The 16133-nt window shown below is 70.9% G+C and carries 15 protein-coding genes; 7 read left to right on the forward strand and 8 right to left on the reverse strand.

Translation table 11 applies throughout. The annotated features are described in order from the left end of the window. Positions 1-2: 2 nt before the first annotated feature. On the reverse strand, positions 3-1505 hold the full coding sequence (gene dop / locus AB0878_RS03705; RefSeq protein WP_366576166.1) for a depupylase/deamidase Dop: 1503 nt from the start codon (positions 1503-1505) through the stop codon (positions 3-5). Between the two features lie 41 nt (positions 1506-1546). Between dop and AB0878_RS03710 the strand changes: the two genes are divergently transcribed. Beyond that, a complete protein-coding gene (locus AB0878_RS03710; RefSeq protein ID WP_366576168.1) occupies positions 1547-2059 on the forward strand; it encodes an NUDIX domain-containing protein in 513 nt (170 codons plus the stop codon). On the opposite strand, the gene AB0878_RS03715 is transcribed toward AB0878_RS03710, so the two are convergent. The 3 genes from AB0878_RS03715 to AB0878_RS03725 form a co-directional block, all read right to left on the reverse strand. Further along, positions 2050-2676 carry a hypothetical protein gene (locus AB0878_RS03715; protein ID WP_366576169.1) on the reverse strand — a complete coding sequence of 209 codons (627 nt, stop codon included), beginning with the start codon at positions 2674-2676 and terminating at the stop codon, positions 2050-2052. The genes AB0878_RS03710 and AB0878_RS03715 overlap by 10 nt on opposite strands. Before the next feature lie 75 nt (positions 2677-2751). After that, positions 2752-3675, reverse strand: coding sequence for an aldo/keto reductase (locus AB0878_RS03720; RefSeq protein ID WP_366576171.1), 924 nt, complete (start codon positions 3673-3675; stop codon positions 2752-2754). 92 nt (positions 3676-3767) lie between these two features. Further along, a complete protein-coding gene (locus AB0878_RS03725) occupies positions 3768-4109 on the reverse strand; it encodes a hypothetical protein (protein ID WP_220240784.1) in 342 nt (113 codons plus the stop codon). A gap of 117 nt (positions 4110-4226) precedes the next feature. On the opposite strand from AB0878_RS03725, the gene AB0878_RS03730 reads away from it, so the two are divergent. Continuing rightward, positions 4227-5159: a DMT family transporter gene (locus AB0878_RS03730; protein WP_366576173.1), complete on the forward strand. Its 933-nt coding sequence runs from the start codon at positions 4227-4229 to the stop codon at positions 5157-5159. A gap of 23 nt (positions 5160-5182) precedes the next feature. Here AB0878_RS03730 and arc read toward each other — a convergent pair whose 3' ends face one another. Continuing rightward, entirely contained in the window at positions 5183-6985 is a 1803-nt protein-coding gene (gene arc, locus AB0878_RS03735) for a proteasome ATPase (RefSeq protein WP_366576175.1), read from the reverse strand. A 351-nt stretch (positions 6986-7336) separates the two neighbouring features. Between arc and AB0878_RS03740 the strand changes: the two genes are divergently transcribed. Both AB0878_RS03740 and AB0878_RS03745 read left to right on the forward strand, forming a co-directional pair. Continuing rightward, positions 7337-8350, forward strand: coding sequence for a hypothetical protein (locus AB0878_RS03740; protein WP_366576178.1), 1014 nt, complete (start codon positions 7337-7339; stop codon positions 8348-8350). A 10-nt stretch (positions 8351-8360) separates the two neighbouring features. Next, positions 8361-8813, forward strand: coding sequence for a hypothetical protein (locus AB0878_RS03745; protein WP_366576180.1), 453 nt, complete (start codon positions 8361-8363; stop codon positions 8811-8813). 3 nt (positions 8814-8816) lie between these two features. Here the strand turns inward: AB0878_RS03745 and AB0878_RS03750 are convergent, their stop codons facing one another. Further along, a complete protein-coding gene (locus tag AB0878_RS03750) occupies positions 8817-9647 on the reverse strand; it encodes a tRNA (adenine-N1)-methyltransferase (protein WP_366576181.1) in 831 nt (276 codons plus the stop codon). Between the two features lie 81 nt (positions 9648-9728). Further along, a complete protein-coding gene (locus AB0878_RS03755) occupies positions 9729-10886 on the reverse strand; it encodes a M50 family metallopeptidase (RefSeq protein ID WP_366576183.1) in 1158 nt (385 codons plus the stop codon). 1643 nt (positions 10887-12529) lie between these two features. Here AB0878_RS03755 and AB0878_RS03760 point away from each other — a divergent pair. From AB0878_RS03760 to AB0878_RS03770, 3 genes are all read left to right on the forward strand, one after another. Beyond that, the gene (locus AB0878_RS03760; protein WP_366576185.1) at positions 12530-13423 is read left to right on the forward strand and encodes a RecB family exonuclease; all 894 of its coding nucleotides are present in this window, start codon (positions 12530-12532) and stop codon (positions 13421-13423) included. Continuing rightward, positions 13423-14214 (forward strand): thioesterase family protein, encoded by a 792-nt coding sequence (locus tag AB0878_RS03765; RefSeq protein ID WP_366576187.1) that lies wholly within the window; start codon positions 13423-13425, stop codon positions 14212-14214. The genes AB0878_RS03760 and AB0878_RS03765 overlap by 1 nt, the downstream gene beginning before the upstream one ends. A 63-nt stretch (positions 14215-14277) precedes the next feature. Beyond that, positions 14278-15213, forward strand: a complete 936-nt coding sequence (locus tag AB0878_RS03770; protein WP_366576189.1) for a ParA family protein — start codon at positions 14278-14280, stop codon at positions 15211-15213. Positions 15214-15284: 71 nt separating this feature from the next. Here the strand turns inward: AB0878_RS03770 and hisG are convergent, their stop codons facing one another. Beyond that, entirely contained in the window at positions 15285-16130 is an 846-nt protein-coding gene (gene hisG, locus AB0878_RS03775) for an ATP phosphoribosyltransferase (protein ID WP_366576191.1), read from the reverse strand. Between the last annotated feature and the right edge of the window lie 3 nt (positions 16131-16133).

A 16133-nucleotide genomic window follows, 5' to 3' on the forward strand; every position in this document is an offset into this window, starting at 1 on the left:
GACTAGTCCGAACCGGTGATCGCCTCGACCAGCTCCTCGGCCGTCGCCGCCGCGTCCAGCAACTTCCCGACGTGCGCCTTCGTGCCCCGCAGCGGCTCCAGCGTCGGGATCCGCACCAGCGACTCCTTGCCCACGTCGAAGATGACCGAATCCCACGACGCGGCCGCGATCGACGTCGCGTACTTCTCCAAGGCCCGGCCCCGGAAATACGCCCGGGTGTCCGACGGCGGAGTCGTGATCGCCGCCTGGACCTCCTCCTCCGTGACCAGCCGCTTCATCGAACCCCGCGTGACCAGCCGGTTGTACAGGCCCTTCGCCAGCCGCACGTCCGAGTACTGCAGGTCCACCAGCCGCAACCGCGGCGCACCCCACGCCAGCTGGTCCCGCTCCCGGTACCCCTCCAGCAACCGCAGCTTCGCCGGCCAGTCCAGCCGGTCCGCGCACTCCTGCGGATCCCGCGCCAGCGCGTCCAGCACCTCGCCCCAGACCCGCAGGACCTCCTTCGACGCCTCGTCCGCACCCGTGCGCTCGAGGTTCGCCGACGCGACTTCGTGGTAGGCGAACTGCAGGTCCAGCCCCGAGAACTTCTTCCCGTTCGCCAGCTCGACCTTCACCTTCAACGTCGGGTCGTGGCTGATCTTGTGCACCGCCCGCACCGGCTCGTCCAGCTTCAGCTCGTCGAACCGGATCCCCGACTCGATGAGATCCAGGATCAGCGCCGTCGTGCCCACCTTCAGGTAGGTCGAGTACTCCGACAGGTTCGCGTCACCGATGATCACGTGCAGCCGCCGGTACTTGTCCGCGTCCGCGTGCGGCTCGTCGCGCGTGTTGATGATCCCGCGCTTGAGCGTCGTCTCCAGGCCGACCTCGACCTCGATGTAGTCCGACCGCTGCGACAGCTGGAACCCGGCCTCTTCACTCTGCTGGCCGATCCCGACCCGGCCCGACCCCGTCACCACCTGCCGCGACACGAAAAACGGCGTCAGCCCGGCGATGATCGCGGTGAACGGCGTCGACCGCGAACACAGGTAGTTCTCGTGCGTGCCGTAGCTCGCACCCTTGCCGTCCACGTTGTTCTTGTACAGCTGCAACGGCGGCTGACCCGGCACCGACGCCGCCTTCAGCGCCGCCTCCTCCATCACCCGCTCGCCGGCCTTGTCCCAGATCACCGCGTCCCGCGCGTTCGTGACCTCGGGCGCCGAGTACTCCGGGTGCGCGTGGTCCACATACAGGCGCGCACCGTTCGTCAGGATGACGTTCGCCGCACCCAGGTCCTCCACGTCCGGGTCGTGCCCCGGCCCACCAGGACCCGTCAGGTCGAAGCCCCGCGCGTCGCGCAACGGCGACTCCACCTCGTAGTCCCACCGGGCCCGCCGGGCCCGCGGAATGTCAGCAGCCGCCGCGTAGGCGAGCACGACCTGAGTCGAGGTGAGCACCGGGTTCGCCGTGGCGTCCCCGGGCACGGCGATGCCGTACTCGACTTCGGTTCCCATGATCCGACGCATACCCGACACCCTACGGGGTAAGGCCGTGCGACGATGCCCCCATGCCAGGCAGTGACGAACTCGTTGCCCTCTATGACCGCGCCGGCCACGTCGTGGGCCAGGCACCCCGCTCCCGCGTCCGCGCCGAAGGACTGTGGCACGCCGCCGGCGTGGTGCTCCTCCGTTCGGGCGACGGCCAGTCCGTGTACGTCCACCTCCGCACCGCGGACAAGGACATCTTCCCGTCCACCTGGGACTGCTGGGCCGGCGGAGTCGTCGCCGCGGGCGAAACCCCCGCCGACTGCGCCCGCCGCGAGCTCGCCGAAGAGCTCGGCGTCCACGGAGTGGAACCGGAACCCCTGTTCACCAAGATCTACGACCAGGGCACCGTCCACTGCCACAACTTCGCCTACGAAGTCCGCTGGGACGGCCCCATCCGACACCAGGCCGAAGAGATCGTCGAAGGCCGCTGGCTTCCCCTGACCGAACTGCGCGCCTGGGTCGACGACCCCGAAAGCCCCTTCATCCCCGACGGCCGCGAAGGCGTCCAGGAATGGTTCCGCCGCTACGGCTGAGCAACCAGCTTCGCCACGACCTTCGGCAGCAACCGCTTCGCTGCGTCCGCCGCCCGCGCCGGCGTGCTCGCCGCCACGCTCAACGCCGACACCAGCTCACCCTTCGCCAGCAGCACTGTGCAGGTCGACCCGTCGCACCACGCCCGCTGCTGCGAAACACCCGGCTGCGGCGGAATGGCGAGCACCTGACCGGCACAGTCCGCACCGGACACCACCTCCGCGCCCGACCCACCCGCGTACGCCGTGACCTCGTGCGTGATCCCCGAACCACTCGGGTACACCCAGCTCGCCGAGCGCCGCTCCCCCTGAGCCAGCCCCGACAGGCACCCCGACGCCTTGCCCGGCCCCGGAGCCACGCCCTCCTCCGCAACGTCCTCATCGGACAGCAGCGCGGCCGAAGCCGCCGCAGCGGCCAGGATCCGGGGATCGGGCGAGGGAGACGCGGGAGTGCTCGGCGGCGCGGCAGGCGGCGGAGTCACCGCCGCGGACGACGTCGCGTCACTCGTCGGCGTCGGATCGTCGTAGTACGTCTCGAGGTTGTTGGGCCGGTTGCCACACGCGGTCGTGAGCCCTACGAGCGCGACCGCCGCCACCGCGAGCACCTGCCGATGACGCACCTGCCGCCCCTCCGGAAGATCCGAGAACCGCGGCCCACCCACGGGCCCGCGCTGCAGCGAGGGTAGTGCAGGCCCTCAGTCCCACCCGAGGTGGGACCGGTGCCGCCAGTACTCCTCCGGCGCCTCGGCCAGACCCGCCAGCTCGGCCACCTGGTCCGCGGTCAGCGAAACCCGCGGGGCGGCCAGGTTCGACGCCAGCTGCGCCGTGCTCGACGGACCCACCAGAGCCACCGAAACCCAGTCGTTCGCCAGCACCGCGGCCACCGCGACCGCGTCCGCACCCACGCCGTGCGCGGCAGCGATGCGCGCGAGGGACTCCGGCGCCTCCACGACCAGACGGCCGTTGGCCAGCGTCTCCTTGACCAGCACCCGTTTCCCCGCCGCATCGGCCTCCGCCAGCGCCTCACCGACCGACGGCTCCAGGACGTTCCAAGTGGACTGCACCGACGAGAACACCGGCCGCCCCGCCGCTTCCAGCTCGAACGCCCGCCGCACGGCGTCGGCCTGCGCCGGCCCGGATGTCGAGAACCCGACCTCGACGCCCTGGTCGGCCAATCCCGCCAGCGCATCGATCAGCGCCGCGTCGGAGAACAGCGGACTGTCCACAGTGAGCGAATGCACCTGGTACAGGTTCACGTGGTCGCCCAGCAACGCCCGCGTCTCGGCCCACTGCTCGGCGAACCGCGCGGCCGAGTGCTCCTTCACCTCGTGCACGGGCGCGTCGAGCCGCCACTCGCCGACGTAGCGGTAGCCCCACTTGCTCGACACCGTCACGTCCGTGTGGCCGGTCTCCGCGAGCCAGCTCGCGAGGAAGTCCTCCGCCAACCCGTAGGACCGCGCGACGTCGACCCAGCGCGCCCCCGCCGCGTAGGCCGCGTCGAGCACCTCGTGGGTCGCGGCGCGCATCGCCGGGACGTCCCGCGTCCCCGGCAGCTCCCGGCCCAGGTTGATGTACGCGGGCCGGCCGAGAGCGGCGAGCCCGACCGCGATGCGCTCCATTCGGTGTCCTTGTCTGTGCTGTTTCTCGGGTGGTGAGTGAAATGCGTTGCCGGCCGCGGATTTTTTCGACCCCAGGCCAGCTGTATAGGTCGTTATACAGTTTGTTTGTGCCGGAGGATGGCCAGCCATTGTCCGGAGTTCTGGGCTTGTCGGTGGAGTTTTTCCAGGCGGGCGGCGGGTGCCCGGACGTAGCCTTTGCCGAAGACGGGGGCGATCTGGCGGAGGCTGGCGCCCTCCTCTCGGGCGGCGAGCAGGGCCCAGTCGGACGCGTCGGCGCAGGCGGCGGACGCGCGGCGCAGCTCCCCCAGCAGGTCGATGAGGTCGTTGGCGTTCAGCTCCCCCGCTTGGACGGCGGCCGCGGTCGTCTCCAGCCAGGTGAGGACGTCGGCTTCGGTGATCGGGGCGCGCGGGCGCGGGGTGTCGTCGGTGCTCACAGCCGGGAAGTATAGGGCGTTATACACCGAACTTCAGTGACATGACCGAAAACCGCTGGCCTCGCGGCGTGGCGGGCCCGTTGACTGGCCCCCGGGAGTCAGTCGATCAGGAGGGTCATGACCGGGCGGTTCGGTATCGGTGCGCGATTCGTCGCGCTGGCGGTGGTGTGGGGCGCGAGTTTCCTCTTCATCAAGGTGGGCCTCCAGGGCCTCTCCCCCGCTCAAGTCGCGCTGGCGCGCGTCGGCTTCGGCGCGCTGGCGCTCGCCGTGGTCCTGGCGGTGCGGCGCCGGCCCCTCCCCCGTGATCCCGCGCTGTGGGGCCATCTCGCGGTGGTGTCGGTGCTGCTGTGCACTGCACCGTTCCTGCTCTTCTCCTGGGCCGAGCAGTACATCCCCTCCGGCCTGGCCAGCATCTTCAACGCGACCACGCCGTTGCTGACGATGGTGTTCGCCGCGGCGGCGCTGCCCGCGGAGCGCCTGACCGCGCCACGCGTGGCGGGGCTGCTGCTCGGGTTCGCCGGCGTGCTGACGCTCGTCGGCGTGTGGCAGGGCGTGGACCTCTCGCACGAGCTCACGGCTCAGCTGGCCTGCCTGGGCGCCACGACGTGCTACGGCGCGGCTTTCGTGTACCTGCGCCGGTTCGTGTCCCCGAAAGGCGCCGATCCCGTGGTCGTTGCTTTCGGGCAGGTCGGGTTCGCCACGGTGCTGCTCCTGGTGCTGGCGCCCGTGGTGGCGAGCCAGCCGATGCACCTGAGCGCCGCCGTGGTGGTCAGCATGCTCGCGCTCGGCGTGCTGGGAACGGGGATCGCGTACGTGTGGAACACACGCGTAGTAGCGGCCTGGGGCGCCGCCCACGCTTCGTCGGTGACTTACCTCACACCGGTGGTGGGAGTGGCGCTCGGCGTGCTCGTGCTGAACGAACCCGTGCACTGGAACGAACCCGTCGGTGCGCTCCTCGTCGTGCTCGGAATCCTCGCCTCACACGGGAAACTCGCACGTCGCGCGGTGCGGGTTTCAGACGAGAACGTGGGGCCACCGGCGAACCGGTAGCCCCACGTTCCGAATCGGATCCCTTACAGGTACTGACCCGTGTTCGTGGCGGTGTCGATCGCCCGCCCCGAATCCTGGTTCTTGCCGGTGACGAGCGTGCGGATGTAGACGATCCGCTCGCCCTTCTTGCCGGAGATCCGGGCCCAGTCGTCCGGGTTCGTGGTGTTCGGCAGGTCCTCGTTCTCCGCGAACTCGTCGACGATCGCGTCCAGCAGGTGCTGCACGCGCAAGCCGGGCTGCTGGGTCTCCAGCACCGACTTGATGGCCGACTTCTTCGCCCGGTCCACGATGTTCTGGATCATCGCGCCCGAGTTGAAGTCGCGGAAGTACAGGACTTCCTTGTCCCCGTTGGCGTAGGTCACCTCGAGGAACCGGTTTTCGTCGCTCTCCTCGTACATGCGCTCGACGGTGTGCTGGATCATCGCGTCGAACGTGGCCTTCTGGTCCCCGCCGAACTCCGCCAGGTCGTCGGCGTGGATCGGCAGGCCTTCGGCCAGGTACTTGGAGAAGATGTCCTTCGCGCCTTCGGCGTCCGGACGCTCGATCTTGATCTTCACGTCGAGCCGGCCCGGCCGCAGGATCGCCGGGTCGATCATGTCCTCACGGTTGGAGGCGCCGATGACGATGACGTTCTCCAGCCCTTCCACACCGTCGATCTCCGACAGCAGCTGCGGCACGATCGTGGTCTCCACGTCGGAGGACACGCCCGAGCCACGGGTGCGGAAGATGGAGTCCATCTCGTCGAAGAACACGATGACGGGAGTGCCCTCGGAGGCCTTCTCCCGAGCCCGCTGGAAGATCAGGCGGATGGACCGCTCGGTCTCGCCGACGAACTTGTTGAGCAGCTCGGGACCCTTGATGTTCAGGAAGTAGGACTTCCCGTCCGCCTTGTCGCCCCGCGCCTGCGCGACCTTCTTGGCCAGGGAGTTGGCCACCGCCTTGGCGATGAGCGTCTTCCCGCAGCCCGGAGGCCCGTAGAGCAGCACGCCCTTCGGCGGCCGCAGCTGGTACTCCTGGTAGAGATCGGCGTGCAGGAACGGCAGCTCCACCGCGTCGCGGATCTGCTCGATCTGCCTGCTCAGGCCACCGATGTCCTCGTAGCGGACGTCGGGCACCTCCTCCAGCACCAGGTCCTCGACCTCGGCCTTCGGCACGCGCTCGTACGCGTACCCGACCTTCGAGTCGACGAGCAGCGAGTCGCCCGGCTTGAGCGGCTGCTCGGCCAGCGGTTCGGAGAGCAGGACGACCCGCTCCTCGTCCGCGTGCCCCACCACGAGAGCGCGGGGAATGCCGCCCTCGTCCTCGGGTGCGAGCACCTCACGCAGTGCGCACACCTCACCGGTGCGCTCGAAATCGCCGCCTTCGACGACGGTGAGTGCCTCGTTGAGACGCAGCGCCTGACCACGGCGCAGCGACGAGATCTCCACGGCCGGCGACACCGAGACCCGCATTTTGCGGCCCGCGGTGAAGACGTCCACCGTGTTGTCCTCGTACGAGGTGACGAAGACCCCGTAGCCGCTCGGCGGCTGGGCCAGCCTGTCGACCTCTTCGCGGAGGGCGAGCAGCTGACCACGCGCCTCGCGCAGGGTCTCGACCAGTTTCGTGTTGCGCTCGGTGAGCTGGCTCACCCGTTCGGACGCCTCGGCGAGGCGCTGTTCGAGAACTCGGTTCTGCCGCGGCGAATCGGTGAGTTTGCGACGCAAGAGCGCCACTTCCTCCTCGAGAAAACGGATCTGCCGGGCTTGTTGTTCCGCCGTAAGCCCAGCTCCGCCTGTTGCTGAAGGGTCGGCCTCCTCGCGCCGACCTCCGGGAAGGTCATGATGCATCGGGCACCTCCTCGGAGTGCTTTTCATTCCACGGTACCGGCGATCACCGACAAGAAAAGGCCTTTCCGCATCACAAGATCGGCGCGTCGCGATTTCCGTACCCGCTCAGCACGGTCGTCACAGATGCGCAAGCGGCCGATTCGGTGCCCGGACACCGGAGGCCGTCACGCCGTGTTCCACCAGGCGAAAGCGAGCACGGGGCAGGTACCCCGGGGACCCCGCCACCAACCCTCGTTTCGCCGGATTCCGGCCTGAGCGCACGGATCCCGGGCGGCCTGGCTAGCATCCCCCGGGGTTCACCTCACCCGGTGGCCAGGTCGGCACGCGAAGGAACGCTAGGGGGCACCACACATGACCTACCCGCCGCAGCAGCCCGGTGGTCACGGCCAGCAGGGCGGTGGCTACGGAGGTTACGGGCAGCAGCCGAATCCCTACGGACAGTCCCCGCAGGGCCCAGGTCAGCCCCAGTCCGGCCCCCAGCAGCAGCCCGGCTACCCCGGCGGGCAGCCCTACGGCGGGCAGCAGCCGAGCACCTGGCCGCCGCAGAGCGGGTACCCGCAGTCCGGTCCGCAGCAGCAGCCGGGCTACCCGGCGCAGCAGCCCCCGTCCTTCGGCCGGCAAGATCCGTATGCCCAGCCGGCGCAGTTCGGACAGCAAGATCCCTATCAGCAGCAGGGCGGGCCCCAGCAGTACGGGCAGCAAGATCCGTACCAGCAGGGCGGAACGCAGCAGTTCGGGCAGCCCGAGAGCTTCTCGCAGGGCGGTTTCGGCGATCAGTACGGCCAACCGGGTGGTTATCAGTCCTTCGGCAGCTACACCGAGCAGCCTCCGAAGAAAAAGAAGACCGGCCTGATCGTCGGGATCGCCGTCGGCGTGGTGGTCGTGGTGGGTGCCGCGATCGGTCTCGTCATCGGGCTTTCGGGTGGCGACAAGGGCAAAACCGACACCGCGGCTCCGCCGGCGCCCCCGGCCGTGACCGGCCAGGGTGGCGGCGCGCCGAACACCGGCACCCCGAGCCTCCCCCGCAGCTCCGCCCCGTCCACCGGCTCGTCGGGCGGCACCGACGCGCCTGCGCCGGGCGGCACGCAGAGCGCGCAGGAGCTGTTCCAGGCCGCCGCGGCCGACTTCAGCAGCGGCGACGGCTCGGCGCTGGCCGGACTGGCGTGCCGCAGCCTCTACAACGGCGGCGCCGTGGACATCCCGAAGACCGACGTCCAGCTCACGGGCGCCGCACAGGAGAACGGCGACACTGCGTCCGTGCGGTACAAGGCCACGCAGGGTACGAAGACGGCCAACGGGACGATGACCTCCAAGCGCGAGGCCGGCGTCTGGTGCCTGGTCGACGCCCAGGCGGACAAGCAGTGAGACCCCGGCGGTGAGTGGCAGACTCACCGCCGGGCTCGTCGTGCTCGGCGCTCTCGTGGCCGGCGCGGTGCTCGGCCTGGTGCTGGTCGCACCGGCCGGGCCGTCGGCGCCACCGCCGCCCGTGACTTCGCCGCCGACGCGCGTTCCCACCGCTTCCCCACCAGCGAGCGACGCGGACGTCGCCGCCACGGACGTGCTCGCCAACGCGATCGTCGACGCCATCAAGCGCGGCGACGCCACGGAGTTCGGCCGGCTCACGTGCGAACCACAGACTTCCCAGGCCCTCGCCGACCTGCAGGCCAAGTGGGACGCCGCGGGACCGCTCACTGTGACCCTGGCAGGGCCGCCGGACGTGGCCGGCGATTCGGCCGGCGTCACCGTGCACGTGGAAGGCGCGGGCGGGCGCAAGGACACGCCGTTCCCGATGCACCGCGAAAACGGCCGGTGGTGCGTGCCGGGCTAGACCTCAGCCCTTGCCCTTCGCGGGCCGGCGCGACACGCGCGGGGACACCGTTCCGTTGGCGAGGCGGCGAGCGGTGAGCAGGAAGGCCGTGTGCGCCACCATCCGGTGGTCCGGCCGCACCGCGAGGCCGACGACGTGCCACGGGCGCATCAGCGTCTCCCACGACTCCGGCTCGGTCCAGCACTGCTGTTCCCGCAACGACTCCGTCACCCGGGAAAGCTGTGTGACGGTCGCCACGTACACCGTGAGCACGCCGCCCGGCACGAGGTGCGCGGCGACGTTCGGCAGCTGGTCCCACGGTGCGAGCATGTCGAGCACGACCCGGTCGACCTCACCGGTGTGCGTGGCCAGGTCGGCGACGGTGAGCGTCCAGTTGTCCGGCTTCTCGCCGAAGAACTTCACGACGTTGCGCTCGGCGTGCTCCGCGTGGTCGTCGCGGATCTCGTAGGACGACACGTGCCCAGCCGGGCCGACGGCGCGCAGCAGCGAGAGCGTCAGGGCGCCCGAGCCGGCGCCGGCTTCGAGCACGCGGGCGCCCGGGAAGATGTCGCCCCACATGACGATCTGCGACGCGTCCTTGGGGTAGATCACCTGGGCGCCGCGCGGCATGGAGAGCACGTAGTCGGGCAGCAGGGGGCGCAGCGCGAGGTAGTTGCTGCCGCCGGCCGAGGTGACCACGGAGCCCTCGGGGAGCCCGATCAGCTCGTCGTGCGCGAGCGCGCCGCGGTGGGTGTGGTACTCCCCGCCCTCGGCGAGCGTGAGGGTGTAGTGCCGGCCCTTCGAGTCCGTCAACTGAACCCGGTCTCCTGCGCGAAACGGTCCGCTGACCGACAACTTCTTCCTCCACCTCACACGCGAAACGCTGGCGTCAGATCCTCGCAGGTCGTCCGCGTGGGTCGCCGGTCGGGTGCACTCTCAGTGAGCGTGGCGGCCGCGCACGAGCGCGGCCCGGAGGTCTTCGCGGCGTAGCACCCCGGCGGGGCGGCCCTCGTCGTCGACCACGAGGAACTGCCACGCGGGGGTTTCGCGCACGCGTTCGGCGATCTCCTCCCCCGGCTCCGAGGCCAGGAGCACCGTCTCGGCGCGGATCGGCTCGGCCGCGAGCTCCGCCGGGGCGTGCGGGTGGGTTCCGGCCAGCTGCTCGGCGGCCTGTTCGTCGAGCAGCCCCGCGGCGACCCCGTCGGCTCGGACGAGGACGACCCCGCGGCCGGCCGAGGCGGCGAGCGCGTCGGACACCGGGCTTTCCGCGGGCAGCTGCAGCACGGGCCGGACCAGCTCGGTCAGCTCGAGGCCGTCGGGCCAGCTGCGCCGGGCTTCCGCCGCGAGCTCTCCGCGGGCACCGAGGATCACGAACCACGCCGTGACCACGCAGACTCCGAGCCGCAGCCAGCGGTCCTCGCTCTGGGTCGCCAGGCCCCACAGCGCCCACACGATCAGGCCGGTCGCCACCACCGCGCCCCCGGCCACGGCGGCGCGCGTGCCCTTGGCACGCAACCCCGTCGCGGCCCACACGCCCGCGCGCACGAGACGGCCGCCGTCGAGCGGCAGCCCGGGGAGCAGGTTGAACACACCCACCGCCAAGTTCGCCACGGCGCACTCCGCGACCAGCAGCCACACGGCCCCGTCCGGCGGCACGGCCAGCATCAGCAGGGCGCAGAACCCACCCAGCACCAGCGACACGGCCGGCCCCGCCGCGGCCACCAACCCCTCCTGCCCGGGCCGGCGCGGCGTCCGCGCGACCTCGGACAGCCCACCGAGCAGGAACAGCCGCAACCGCCGCACGGGAATCCCCAACCGCAGCGCCACCAGGCAATGCCCCAGCTCGTGCGCGAGCACCGACAACCCCAGCAGCACCGCGAACGCGGCCGCCAGCAACCACGACGTGGGCGTCGACGCCTCCGGCAGCAACCGCCCCACCAGCGGCGCGTACAGCACCACGATGATCAACGACCCGATCCACCACGACGGCGCCAGCAACACCGGCACCCCGGCCACCCGGAACAGCAACAGCCCGCCGTCGCCGGGCGTGACGCGCCGGGACGGCCCGGCACCGTGCTGTCGGGTCGCGGCCATGCGGGCAAGAGTAAAGGGCAGGGTGTGGGAAGCGGGTGATCTGTGTTGTTTGCCCCGGCTCCGCCGGGGCGTGCGAGATCGCCTGGAAGCCGGCTTCCCGATTGTGCGGTCGGATCGGCCGGGGGCCGATCGCACCGCACAATCGGGAAGCCGGCGCGATCTCGCTGGTGGGTCGACTGGGCGTGGTGAGCTGGGTGGGAACGTGCGCTTGGTCGGGGGCCGGGAGTGTCGGGGTTGGTGGTGACACCGGGCGCGTCCGGTGCGTCGGGCTCGGCGGCACCGGGTGCGGTGGGGCGGTGATGAGGCAAGGGTGGCGGGCCTGGTCGCGAGATCGGGTGAGTCGGTCTTGGGTGCGAGGCCCGGGCGTGTCGGCCTCGTCGCGAGTCCCAGGCAGGTGAGGTTTGGTCGCGGGCCGGGGGTGTCGGACATCGCCGCAACGCCACGCATGTCGCACTGCGCCGCGAGACCCAGGCAGGTCGGCCTCGTGTCGAGCCCCAGCCATGTCGGGTTTGGCCGCGGGCCGGCCATGTCGGACTTCGTCGCAAGGCCACGCATATCGGACGGCGCCGTGAGTCCCGAGCATGGCGGGCTTCATGGCAGGGGCCAGCCGTGCGGGACTTCGTCACAAAGCCATGCGCGCCGGACGGCGCCACGAGATCGAGGCATGTGAGCTCCGTCGCGAAACCCGCCGTGCCGGACTTTGTCGCGAGACCCGCCGGGCTCCGTCGCCGGGGCGGCCGTGCCGGAATTGGTTTCGAGACCCGGACGGGTCGGGCCTGTTCGCGCGACCGCGTGGGTCGGGTTTCGGCGCAAGGCCCACTCGTCGCGAGGGTCGTCGTGAGACCCGGGTGTGTCGGGATTGATGGGGAGGGCCGGGCGTGTCGGGCTTCGTCCCGAGGCCGTGCAGGTGGGGCTTCGGCGCCGGGCCGCCGTGTCGGACTTGGTCAGGGGGCCCGACATGGCGGGCTTGGTCGCGATGCCCGGATGTCGGACTTGCACGTGGGGTCAACCGAGTCGGACCTCGTCGCGAGGCCGGCGTGGTCGGTTCGGTCGTGGGCTGGGCGTGTCGCAGTTGGTCCTCGGGCCGGCGTGCCGGAATTGGCACTCGGCCCGCGAGTCGGATCTCGTCACGGGGCCGGGCGTGTCGGGATTGATGTGAAGGCTCGGGCGTGTCGGGCTTCGTCGCGAGGCCGCGTATGGCGGGCTCGGTCATGGGACCGGGCGAGTCGGCCCTGATCAGAAGGTCCGGCGTGGACATGGTCGTGGGTTCGGGCATGGCGGGCTCGGTCGGAGGATCCGGCGCGGCGGGTCTAGTCGTGGGGCGGCGCGCGGGGCTTCGTCGCCGGGGAAGGCGAAACACGCCTTGCGCTCGGAACCAGCCGTGGTGCCCCCGCGCAGCCAACCTGATCACGTCAACCCACCTCCTCCGCGGCGACCACCTCGCGACCGCACCGTCCCCACCCATGGTCACCCCGGCAGCGGGGACCCGGCCGCGAGATCGCGCCGGTGTTTCGACTGGGCGGTGCGATCGGCGCCCGGCCGATCAGACCGCCCAGTCGAAACACCGGCTTCACGGCGATCTCGCCGCCTCGGCGGAGCCGAGGCAATCAAATCCTGTCGGTGCCCGGCGTTACGCTCTGACCATGCCCGACACCGCTACGGTCACCACCCCACCGGGAAACGGTGACGCGCCCGTCCGCAGGCGGCCGGCGCTGTCGCCGTCACGTGCCAGCGATTTCAAACAGTGTCCGCTCCTCTACCGATTCCGGGCCGTCGACCGGCTGCCCGAGGTGCCTACGAAGGCCCAGGTGCGCGGGACGCTCGTGCACGCCGTGCTGGAACGGCTGTTCGGTCTGCCCGCGGGTGAGCGCGTGGCGCCGCGGGCGAAGGATCTGCTGGCGCCCACGTGGGCGGAGCTGTCGGCCGCGAGTCCGGAGTGGACCGAGCTGTTCACGGACGCCGAGGAGGGCGAAACCGACAAATGGCTGGCGTCCGCGGAGAAGCTGCTCGACGCGTACTTCGAGCTGGAGGACCCGCGCCGGCTGGAGCCGGAGGCGTGTGAGCTGCACGTGGAGATCGAGCTGGGCTCGGGGGTGCTGCTGCGCGGGTACATCGACCGCGTGGACGTGGCGCCGACGGGCGAGATCCGCGTGGTGGACTACAAGACCGGGGCCGCGCCGCGTGAGATCGGCGAGGCCAAGGCGATGTTCCAGATGAAGTTCTACGCCGTGGTGCTGTGGCGGCTGCGCGGCATCGTGCCGCGACAGCTGAAGCTGATGTACCTCACCGACGGCCAGTCGCTCGCCTACACGCCCGACGAAGCGGAACTGGTGCGGTTCGAGCGCACGCTGGAAGCCATCTGGCAGGCGATCCTCAAGGCGGGCAAGACCGGCGACTTCCGGCCCAACCCCGGCAAGCTGTGCTCGTGGTGCGACCACCAGGCCCACTGCCCGGAGTTCGGCGGCACGCCGCCGGAGTACCCCGGCTGGCCGGAACCCGACGCGGGTGAAGAGACCGCGCTGGACCGGGCGGACTGATGGCCGACGCGTTCTACGTCCCGCTCGGCGACGAGCGGTACGCCGCGACCGAGCACACCAGCGGCCCCTGGGCGCCCGGCGCGCAGCACTTCGGCCCGCCGTCGGCTCTGCTCGCGCGCGGGCTGGAGCGGCTCCAAGCGCCGCACCCGGCGCTGATCGCGCGCGTCACCATCGAGATCCTCGGGCCGGCGCCGGTCGCGGAGCTGGACCAGCGGTCGTGGATCGAGCGGCCGGGCCGGTCGGTCGAGCTGCTGCAGTCGGAGCTGTCCGCGGACGGCAAGCTGATCGCGCGGGCCAGCGCGTGGCGCATCGCGACCACCGACACCACGACCGTCGCGACCGACGCCGGTCCCCTGCTGCCCCCGGCGGATGCGGGCACGGAGACGACGTTCCCCGCCGACTGGCGCGGCGGTTACCTCAACGCCGTCGAGTGGCGGGCCGTGCGCGGCAGCATCTCGGCGCCGGGCCCGGCCGCGGTGTGGGGCCGGCAGCGGGTCCCGCTCGTCGACGGCGAGGAGCCCACCGGGCTGCAGCGGCTGTTCGCGGTCGCGGACTCGGCCAACGGCGTGTCCCACTTCCTACCCACCGATGACTGGTGGTTCATCAACTCGGAGCTCACCGTCCACCTGCGCCGGGCGCCGGAGGGCGAGTGGATCGGACTCGACGCGGTGACCCTGGTCGGGCCGCACGGCGTCGGCACCGCCACGAGTACCCTGCACGACGGCTCCGGTCCGGTCGGCACCGGCGCGCAGGCTCTGCTCGTCCGGCCACGACAGGCCGGGGGCGGATAACCGCGCGCCCACGCCCCGGATCCAATAACCTTCGCGGAACGACCGACAAGGGAGCGCTCCGGCATGCAGATCACCTCGGTGGTCAACCAGAAAGGCGGGGTCGGCAAGACCTCACTCAGCGTGGGCACGGCTGCGGCGTTGGCCGAACGCGGCCGGCGCGTGCTGCTGATCGACCTCGACCCGCAGGGGCACGCCACCACCGAGATGCTCGGCCTGGCCGAGGTGTCCGGTGACGCACCCACGCTCGCGAAGGCGCTCACGAAGCTCTGGAAGGGCCCGATCGAAGAGCTCGCGGTGCCGCATCCGCGCAGCAACCTCGGCCGCGGCGGCGCGTTCGACGTGATCCCGACGTCGCCGGGCATGTTCGACCTGATCCGCCGGCTGGACTCGTTCCGGGTGCCCGGCTGGCAGCTCGCGCGCGTGATCCAGTTCGCGAACTACGACCACGTCGTCATCGACTGCCCGCCCGCGCTCGACGTGCTGACCAACAACGCACTCGCGGCGTCCCACGGGATCCTGGTGCCGGTGCAGCCGGACAAAACGAGCATCCGCGCGCTGCGGCTGCTCGCCGACCAGGTGCGCTACGTGGAACAGACCACCGGCCGCACGCCCATCGCGTGGTACGGGATCGTGCCGGGGCTCTACCGTCGCCCGATCTCCCACTACGCGGCCGCGGCTCTGCAGGAGATGTACAACTTCGGCGTGCCGATGCTCTCGCACGTGCCCCTCGGCGTCGTGATGAACGAGGCCGCGGCCAACGGCGTACCCGTCACCACCTACGCGCCGGAAACCCTGCAGGCCCTGTCGTTCCGCGAAATCGCCGGAACCCTCGACGGCTACCTCGCTCAGAACCTCGGCCCCACCGAGGTCCCGGCCGACGACGAGTTCGTCTTCGAGGACTTCATCTCCGAAGTCGCGATGACCCGCAACGCCAACGACAACGGCGCCCGCAAAAAACTGTATGACCTGATGCCGAAGCGTCCAAACAGGCCGCGGTGAGCCGCAGCATCCAGTGTAGACAGACAAGAGGGCGCCTCCCGCAACGGGAAGCGCCCTCGTCCGTCGTTCGGTTACAAGCGGCAGGAGCGGATGTCGGAGGCGAGGATCGCCTTGGCACCGACCTCGGCCAGTTCGTCCATGATCTGGTTGACCTTCTTGCGCGGCACCATCGCGCGCACGGCGACCCAGTCCTCGTCGGCCAGCGGGGCGACCGTCGGCGACTCCAGGCCCGGGGTGATGGCGATGGCCTGCTCCAGCAGGGTGCGCGGGCAGTCGTAGTCGAGCATCATGTACTGCTGCGCGAACACCACCCCCCGCAGCCGGGCGGCCAGCTGGCTCTTCGCCTTCGCCGAGTCGCTGCCCGCGCGCTGCAGCAGCACGGCTTCCGACACGCAGATCGGGTCGCCGAAGGCCACCAGGTTGTGCTGGCGCAGCGAGCGGCCGGACTCGACCACGTCGGCGATCGCGTCGGCGACGCCGAGCTGGATCGAGATCTCGACGGCGCCGTCGAGGCGGATCACCTCGGCCTCGACGCCGTGGCGGGCCAGGTCCTCGCGCACGAGCCGCGGGTACGAGGTCGCCAGGCGCTTGCCCTGCAGGTCGGCCGGCTTCCAGTCCTGGCCGGCCGGGGCGGCGTAGCGGAACGTGGACCCGCCGAAGCCCAGCGCGAGCATCTCGTCGACCGGCGCGCCCGAGTCGAGCGCGAGGTCGCGGCCGGTGATGCCGAGGTCGAGCTCGCCGGAGCCGACGTAGATCGCGATGTCCTTGGGACGCAGGAAGAAGAACTCGACCTCGTTGACCGGGTCGAGCACGGTCAGGTCCTTCGAGTCATGTCGCTTGCGGTAGCCCGCCTCGGAAAGCATCTCCGCCGCCGCCGCGGCGAGGGCTCCCTTGTTAGGCACGGCAACACGCAGCATTTC

It is taken from the genome of Amycolatopsis sp. NPDC047767 (assembly GCF_040704195.1).
In the GTDB taxonomy this organism is placed as follows: Bacteria; Actinomycetota; Actinomycetes; order Mycobacteriales; family Pseudonocardiaceae; genus Amycolatopsis.

Excerpts from the sequence above, each read along its gene's own strand:
- dop (WP_366576166.1), bottom strand. The coding sequence starts at position 1,505 with ATGCGTCGGATCATGGGAACCGAAGTCGAGTACGGCATCGCCGTGCCC.
- AB0878_RS03710 (WP_366576168.1), top strand. The coding sequence starts at position 1,547 with ATGCCAGGCAGTGACGAACTCGTTGCCCTCTATGACCGCGCCGGCCAC.
- AB0878_RS03740 (WP_366576178.1), top strand. The coding sequence starts at position 7,337 with ATGACCTACCCGCCGCAGCAGCCCGGTGGTCACGGCCAGCAGGGCGGT.
- arc (WP_366576175.1), bottom strand. The coding sequence starts at position 6,985 with ATGCATCATGACCTTCCCGGAGGTCGGCGCGAGGAGGCCGACCCTTCA.
- AB0878_RS03730 (WP_366576173.1), top strand. The coding sequence starts at position 4,227 with ATGACCGGGCGGTTCGGTATCGGTGCGCGATTCGTCGCGCTGGCGGTG.
- AB0878_RS03760 (WP_366576185.1), top strand. The coding sequence starts at position 12,530 with ATGCCCGACACCGCTACGGTCACCACCCCACCGGGAAACGGTGACGCG.
- AB0878_RS03765 (WP_366576187.1), top strand. The coding sequence starts at position 13,423 with ATGGCCGACGCGTTCTACGTCCCGCTCGGCGACGAGCGGTACGCCGCG.
- AB0878_RS03770 (WP_366576189.1), top strand. The coding sequence starts at position 14,278 with ATGCAGATCACCTCGGTGGTCAACCAGAAAGGCGGGGTCGGCAAGACC.
- AB0878_RS03755 (WP_366576183.1), bottom strand. The coding sequence starts at position 10,886 with ATGGCCGCGACCCGACAGCACGGTGCCGGGCCGTCCCGGCGCGTCACG.
- AB0878_RS03720 (WP_366576171.1), bottom strand. The coding sequence starts at position 3,675 with ATGGAGCGCATCGCGGTCGGGCTCGCCGCTCTCGGCCGGCCCGCGTAC.
- hisG (WP_366576191.1), bottom strand. The coding sequence starts at position 16,130 with ATGCTGCGTGTTGCCGTGCCTAACAAGGGAGCCCTCGCCGCGGCGGCG.